This window comes from Streptomyces sp. PKU-EA00015 (assembly GCF_013387495.1).
Taxonomy (GTDB): Bacteria; Actinomycetota; Actinomycetes; order Streptomycetales; family Streptomycetaceae; genus Streptomyces.
Map to the genome: position 1 here is coordinate 1 of NZ_JABZEE010000093.1, position 6,304 is coordinate 6,304.

Genomic DNA, 6,304 nt, shown 5'->3' on the forward strand with positions numbered 1-6,304 from the left:
CCCGCGCGGGTCTGCTCGAACTGCGACGGCTTCCCCACCGTCCGTGTCACCCTCGGCGGCCGCGACCGCGACGGCCACCTCCGCACCATCACCGTCCACTGCCCGGCCTGCCACGGCATCGGCACCCGCCCTGTCCGCCGTGCCCTCGCCGAGGTGACCGCGTGAGCGACACCGCCGCCCTGGCGGGCCTGGACCCGACCGCCCTGGAGGACATCCTCCGAGTGGCCGGGTCCCCCGGCTTCGACCGCTGGCAGGACCAGGTGCGCCGCACCGGCGGCTGCTCCGACCCGATCCACCTGACCGGCTGGACGCTCGCCAAGGACAAGACCAGCGGCGAAACGCTGCGCCGCTACTCGACCGATACCGAACCGGACGGACGGCTCCGCGTCGCCTGTGGCAACCGCCGCGCTTCCCGCTGCCCCTCCTGCGCCTACACCTACGCCGGAGACACCTATCACCTGATCCGCGCCGGGCTGGCCGGGGACGAATCCAAGGACATCCCCGCAACCGTCCGTGATCACCCGCGCGTGTTCGCCACCCTGACCGCCCCGTCCTTCGGTCCGGTCCACAACCGGCCCGACCGTGGCGTCTGCCGCTGCGGCACCCGCCACGCCGAGGACGATCCGGCCCTTGGTACGGCGCGCGACCCGGCCACCTACGACTACGCAGGGACAGTGCTGTTCAACAACCACGCCGGGCAACTCTGGGACCGCTTCGCCAAACGGCTGCGCCGTGAACTCGCCGCCCGCGCCGGGCTCTCACAGCGCGAACTCAAGGACGTGCTCCGGGTCTCGTACGGCAAGGTCGCCGAGTTCCAGAAGCGCGGAGCGATCCACTTCCACGCAGTGATCCGCCTCGACGGACCGGACGGCCCCGACTCTCCGCCGCCGTCCTGGGCCACGGTCGACCTGCTCACCGACTCGATCCGCGCTGCGGTCGCCCACTCGTACACGTCGATCACGGTCCCAGCCACTGGGGACCAGCCGTGCCGGCCATTCCGCTGGGGCCGACAGCTCGACATCCGACCCGTCCGCGCCTTCGACGACGGCTCCGATATCACCGAGCAGGCAGTCGCCTCGTACGTCGCCAAGTACGCCACCAAAGCGGCCGAGTCGACCGGCAGCCTCGACCGCCGGATCGGGAACCGGGAAGTACTCGACCTCCTGAACGTGCCCGATCACCCCCGGCGGCTCATCGAGGCCTGCCTCGACCTCGCCCCGCTCTACCCGGATCGCAAGCTGGGCGCCTGGGCTCACATGCTCGGCTTCCGCGGCCACTTCTCCACCAAGTCCCGCCGCTACTCCACCACCCTCGGCACGCTCCGCCAGATCCGCGCCGACTACCGCGCCGCCCAGGAGCAAGACGCGCTCGGCGACCCGGACACCGTGCTCGTCCTCGCCTCCTGGCAGTACGCCGGACACGGCCACACCCCTGGTGAATCGGCCCTGGCCGCCAGCATCGCCCGTGACATCCAACTCAACCGCGAGACCGCCCGCGAAGCCCTGCAAGACCAACTCGCCCTGGAAGGAGTCACCGCATGACCACCACCGTGATCGAGCGGAAGTGGCACACCACCGCCGAGGTCGCCGACATGCTCGGCTTCGGCCTGTCGAAGACCAAGATGCTCGTGCTCACCGGGGAGATCCGCTCCGTGAAGGTCGGCCGTAACCGCCGCATCCTTCCGGCCTGGGTCGACGAGTACGTCGAGCGCGTCGCCTCCGGCGCTGAAGGGCTAGCGGCATGAGCGGCAAACGCGGCAACGGCGAGGGCTCCATCTACCCGTACAAGAACGGCTACGCGGCCTACGTCTGGGTGACCAAGCCTGACGGCAAGCGGGCCCGGAAGTACGCCTACGGCAAGACCCGCGAAGAGGTCCACGAGAAGTGGCTCAACCTCCACGCCGACGCGAAGAAAGGCCCGGTGGCCACGCGACACCAGACGCTCGCCGCCTTCCTCTCGTATTGGCTCGACTCGATCGTGAAGCCCAACCTCGCCCCGTTGTCGTACGTCTCGTACGAGGGGTACGTGCGCCTCTACATCGCGCCGCACCTCGGCATGAAGCGGCTCGACAACCTGACAGTCCGCGACGTACGCGAGTGGCTGACCAAGCTGGCCTCCGTCTGCCAGTGCTGTGCCCAGGGCAAGGATGCGAAGCGGGACCCTGCCCGCCGGAAGTGCTGCGCGGTCGGGGTGTGCTGCGAGTCCTACGCGTCCCGCCGGGTAATCCAGGGCTCCCGCGATGCACTGCGGGCCGCGCTCACCCATGCGGTCGCCGAGGAAGAGATCAGCAAGAACGTCGCTTCCCTCGTCAAGGTGCCCAAGCCTCGCCGTCGCCGGATCAAGCCCTGGTCGGTCGCCGAGGCGGGCCAGTTCCTCACGGACGCCGCGGCTCGTGATGACCACCTCTTCGCGGCCTGGGTCCTGGTCCTCTGCCTCGGCCTGCGCCGGGGGGAGGTCCTGGGCCTGACGTGGAAGTCCGTCGACTTCGAGACCGGCGAGCTGTACGTCGATCACCAGATCCAGCGCGCCGGGCGCAAGATCCTCCACCGCGAGACCAAGACCGAGGACTCGGACGACTTCCTGCCCCTGCCGGCACTCTGCCTCAAGGCCCTGCGGATGCGGCGCGCCCAGCAGCTCGGCGACCGGAAAGCCGCGGGGGAGCTCTGGCAGGACAGCCATGACCTGATCTTCACGACGAAGTACGGCACCCCCATCGAGCCGGGCAACCTCACCCGCATGTTCGCTCTGCGTGCCCGCCGCGCCGGTCTCCGCGTGATCCCGCTCCGAAACACCCGGCACACGTGCAGCTCGCTCCTGGTCGCCCTCAAGGTCCACCCGAAGGTGGCACAGCGCATCCTGCGGCATTCACAGATCGCCATGACGATGGAGGTGTACGCCGAAGCGAGCGAGGAAGAGGTGCGCGCCGCGATCGGCAAGCTGTCCGACGCGATGGGCGGCACCGGCTGACAGTGATCGGCACGGTTGCTGTACTTCGCTGCTGTACGGCTCAACGCAAGAGGCCCCGGACTTATCGTCCGGGGCCTCTGAGCTGTGTGCACTCGGCAGGATTCGAACCTGCAACCTTCTGATCCGTAGTCAGATGCTCTATCCGTTAAGCTACGAGTGCTTGTGCTTCCCGGGCTTTTCTGCCCGGTCGGCGTTGCGGGAACAACATTACATGACCCGCGCCGTCACGCGAAATCCATTAGCCGCACCCCCTCTGACCTGCACAGATACCCGAATGGGCGCAGTGGGCGGGCGCGGTGGGGACGCGAGGGGAGCAGACGGGGCGGAGCCGGAACGACCGAAGCCCCGGCCGTCGGGCCGGGGCTTCGGTGATCAACTGGCGGAGGCGGAGGGATTTGAACCCTCGATGGGCTTTAAGACCCAAACCGCATTAGCAGTGCGGCGCCATAGACCGGACTAGGCGACGCCTCCAGCACACCCGCGCGGGCGCGGGTGGTGCGTGCAGATGATGACACAGCACGGTGGCCTGTCACCAATCGCCGTCCACGGTACTAGCCCCTGGGCCCACAGAGCAAAGCATCTCGGGTTGCGCAACGCGGCGGCACACGCAGCGTTAGAGATGCCGGGGCCCGACCCGGCCGTCCGGCCGAGATCCGCCGGGGGGCCGGCCGCCCCACACGGACCCGACACTTTCCAGGAGCCCTGCATGCTTCGTCGCCTCGTCGTCACCGCAACCGTGTCCGCCGCCGCCCTGGCCTGCGCCATGCCCGCCGCCGGGGCCGTCACGTCACCCCTCCCGCTGCCCGTACCGCTTCTGGACGCACCCGATCGGCTGATGGTCGTGGTCTCGGAGACCGGGACCCGGACGGACGGCCGCTACAGGCTGAAGTGCGCCCCCGCGGGTGGCACCCACCCCTCCGCGAAGTCCGCCTGCGAGCGGCTCGACGAGCTCGCCCGGCAGAACCACGACCCGTTCGCGCCGGTGCCCGCGGGACAGATGTGCACCCAGCAGTTCGGCGGGCCCGCCACCGCGCGGATCACCGGCACCTGGCAGGGGCGGCGCGTGGACGCCACCTTCAATCGGTCCGACGGCTGCGAGATCCGACGCTGGCAGATCCTGGAGCCGGTCCTGCCGAACACCAGGTCATAGGCCGAAGGCGTACGCCATCCGCACACAACCTTGGTGAGAGCTCCCCCGCATCCGCCGTCCCCTCGCCGGGCGCTGCCCTTAGACTCCCTCAGTGACAGGCCGAGGCCCGAGGGGCAAGATGGGACCGGCCGTCCGCAATACGCAGTAGGTCAGGGAGGAACCGTCGTCGTGAGCAGCAGGCCATCCCGAGGCGCTGCTCGCCTCGCAGCCATACTCGACGCCCTCCCTGACGGGCTCGTGCTCGTCAACGCCAACGGCACGGTCGTCAACGCCAACACCATCGCCCTCGAGCTCTTCGAGGCGCCCGGCACCGCTCTCGTGGGCCGGGGGCTGCTCGACCTGCTTCCCGAGTTCGACTCGCGCCTGATCCCCGGCTCCATGCGCCGGCCCGACACGGCCGACGAGCACGGGCGCACCAAGCCCACCAGGATGACGGCGCGGCGGACGGACGGCAGCGAGTTCCCGGTCGAGGTGACCAGCGCGAGCCTGGACGGACGCCAGGCGTACGACTCGTACAACGGCTACACCGGCGACGAGCTGCTGATGCTGGTCGTGCGGGACCTGACGGGGACCATGGACACCGAGGCGGAGCTGGCGCGTTCGCAGCGGCAGACCGAGATGATCCTGCGGGCCGCGGCCGAGGGCGTCGTCGGCACCGACACCGACGGACGGGTCGTCCTCGTCAATCCGGCGGCCGCGCAGATCCTCGGCTTCCGCGCCAGCGATCTCGGCGGCCAGGAGCTGCACCCGCTGATCCTGCACTCGCGCGCGGACGGCGAGCCCTTCCCCTACGAGGAGTCGCCGCTCGCCGACACCCTCAAGTCCGGGCGCAAGCACCGGGTGCGGGGGCAGGTGCTGTGGGCGAAGAACGGCTCCAAGATCTCCGTCGACCTGACCACCGCGCCGGTGCGCGACGGGGACCAGCTGGTCGGCGCGGTGATGACGTTCACCGACCGGCGGCCGTTCGAGGAGCAGGCCCGCAAACACGCGGCGGAGCTCGCCGAGACGACCGAGCGCCTGACCGGCGAGCTGTCGCGGACGACGGAGCGGCTGACCGCCGAGCTCACGGCCGCCTCGGAGAAGTACGAGGCCGAACTGGCCGACAAGGCCGATCGGTACACCGCCGAGCTGGAGGCAGGCGCCGAGCGGTACGGGGAACTCGCCGCCCGGCACGCCCAGCTGACCGCCGTGCTCGGCGAGTCGCTGCGCGGGCCGCTGGAGGAGCTGCGCAGGGAACTGGGCACGCTGGCCGACGACCCCGCAGGACAGCTGTGGCCCGAGGCGAACCAGATCCTGCACCATCTGGCCGCCGGGTACGCCCGGATGACGACGCTCGTCGACAACGTGCTCGGCTACCAGCGCCTCGACACGGGCGAGGAGAAGCTGACCAAGTCCAAGGTGCTGCTCGACGCCGTCGTGGCGGCGGGTGTCGAGGGTGCCGTCGAGCTGATCGGACCGGGGCGGGCCCAGTTCGCCGTGCACGCGCCGCCGATAGAGGCCGAGGTGGACGGGCCGCGGCTGGCGACGGCGCTCGCGCACCTGGTCGCGGACGTCGCGGGCGTCGACTCGACGGGCAAGGCCAAGGTCGTGCCCGGCGGCGGCTACGTGGACTCGACGGTCGTGGTCGCGGCGGCCCAGCGCGGCGACGTCGTACGGATCGAGGTCCGGGGACCGTTCACCGGCGGGGACCCGGTGCACGAGCCGATCGTGCGCGGGATCGTCCGGGCGCACGGCGGGGTGCTGCAGACGCACGAGGTGCCGGGGATGAGCGGCAGCGCGTACGTCCTGGAGGTGCCGCTCGGCGAGGGCGCGGGCACGGTGGCCCCGCCGCCGGCCGCGGAGCTCGCCCTGCCCGGCCAGCAGTCCTCCGAGCCCGCCCCGGCCACGGCCGGCGGCGGTCGGCGGCGCGCGCGCCGGGCCTCCACGGACGCCTTCCTGGAGAGCCCGGTGGCGATGGAGGACCCGGTCGCCGCACCGCCGTCCGGGCGGCGCCGTGCCGCCCAGGCGGACCCGGCCGAGGCCGAACCGGTCGCCGCCCCGGAGGCGGGCGACACCTCCGCCGACGGAAGCGTGAACGCCAACGGCACGGGGCGTCGGCGCGGGCGGCCGAGCCCCGCCGAGCAGGCCGCGGCCGCGCCGCAGGCTGCCGCGGAGGGCTCGGTGGTCACGGCCGCCGAAGGCGCCGCC

5 protein-coding genes and 2 tRNA genes are annotated in these 6,304 nt (G+C 71.1%); 5 read left to right on the forward strand and 2 right to left on the reverse strand.

All coding sequences use genetic code 11. From position 1 onward, the window contains the following. Nucleotides 1-161: 161 nt before the first annotated feature. Genes repSA through xerC form a run of 3 tightly spaced genes read left to right on the forward strand, consistent with a single transcriptional unit; the run spans nt 162 to nt 2,967 of the window. Entirely contained in the window at nt 162-1,541 is a 1,380-nt protein-coding gene (gene repSA / locus HW130_RS34190) for a replication initiator protein RepSA (protein WP_177153667.1), read from the forward strand. Continuing rightward, nucleotides 1,538-1,744, forward strand: a complete 207-nt coding sequence (locus HW130_RS34195; protein ID WP_177153668.1) for an excisionase family DNA-binding protein — start codon at nt 1,538-1,540, stop codon at nt 1,742-1,744. The genes repSA and HW130_RS34195 overlap by 4 nt, the downstream gene beginning before the upstream one ends. After that, nucleotides 1,741-2,967: a tyrosine recombinase XerC gene (gene xerC / locus HW130_RS34200; protein ID WP_177153669.1), complete on the forward strand. Its 1,227-nt coding sequence runs from the start codon at nt 1,741-1,743 to the stop codon at nt 2,965-2,967. Before HW130_RS34195 ends, xerC begins: the two co-directional genes overlap by 4 nt. Before the next feature lie 87 nt (nt 2,968-3,054). Here xerC and HW130_RS34205 read toward each other — a convergent pair. Both HW130_RS34205 and HW130_RS34210 read right to left on the reverse strand, forming a co-directional pair. Next, nucleotides 3,055-3,127 (reverse strand) — tRNA-Arg (locus tag HW130_RS34205). Nucleotides 3,128-3,344: 217 nt separating this feature from the next. Continuing rightward, nucleotides 3,345-3,438, reverse strand: a tRNA-Ser gene (locus tag HW130_RS34210). A 235-nt stretch (nt 3,439-3,673) separates the two neighbouring features. Here HW130_RS34210 and HW130_RS34215 point away from each other — a divergent pair. Then, nucleotides 3,674-4,117: an SSI family serine proteinase inhibitor gene (locus HW130_RS34215; protein WP_177153670.1), complete on the forward strand. Its 444-nt coding sequence runs from the start codon at nt 3,674-3,676 to the stop codon at nt 4,115-4,117. A 168-nt stretch (nt 4,118-4,285) separates the two neighbouring features. Continuing rightward, nucleotides 4,286-6,304, forward strand: a 2,019-nt coding sequence (locus HW130_RS34220) for a PAS domain-containing protein (RefSeq protein ID WP_177153671.1), incomplete at its 3' end; no start/stop codon positions are given.